Source organism: Virgibacillus sp. GM2-2 (assembly GCF_055329585.1).
In genome coordinates this window covers 1-274 of record NZ_JBUZWC010000066.1, presented here as the reverse complement: position 1 = coordinate 274, position 274 = coordinate 1, and the positions used below count along the sequence as shown (strand labels likewise).

The following is a 274-nucleotide window of genomic DNA, read 5'->3' as shown; positions in this document are numbered from 1 at the left end:
AGCATGATCGTATTCATGTGAAAACACAAAGCGCTCCAGCCCGTGAAAGCTTGTGCCGATCACAAAGAGCTCTTTTAACCACGGAATGTAGAAACCGCCGATGTTATCGGCCAGGCCATTCAGGGCATACTTGGTGAGATCATAGGTGGGCTTGATCAAACCCAGCGCGCTCAGACTGCGCGCCAGATCGGGCAACGTCTGCAAGTAGCCTTCCTCGATCAACATCTGCTTCAACATGGCCTCGACATCCGTCTTGCGAATCAGACGGCGCGGC

At 53.6% G+C, this 274-nt stretch carries 1 protein-coding gene; it reads right to left on the bottom strand.

What is annotated here, in order from left to right; genetic code table 11:
* Positions 1 to 274, bottom strand: a 274-nt coding sequence (locus ACY9Z2_RS18990) for a hypothetical protein (protein ID WP_463611242.1), incomplete at both ends; no start/stop codon positions are given.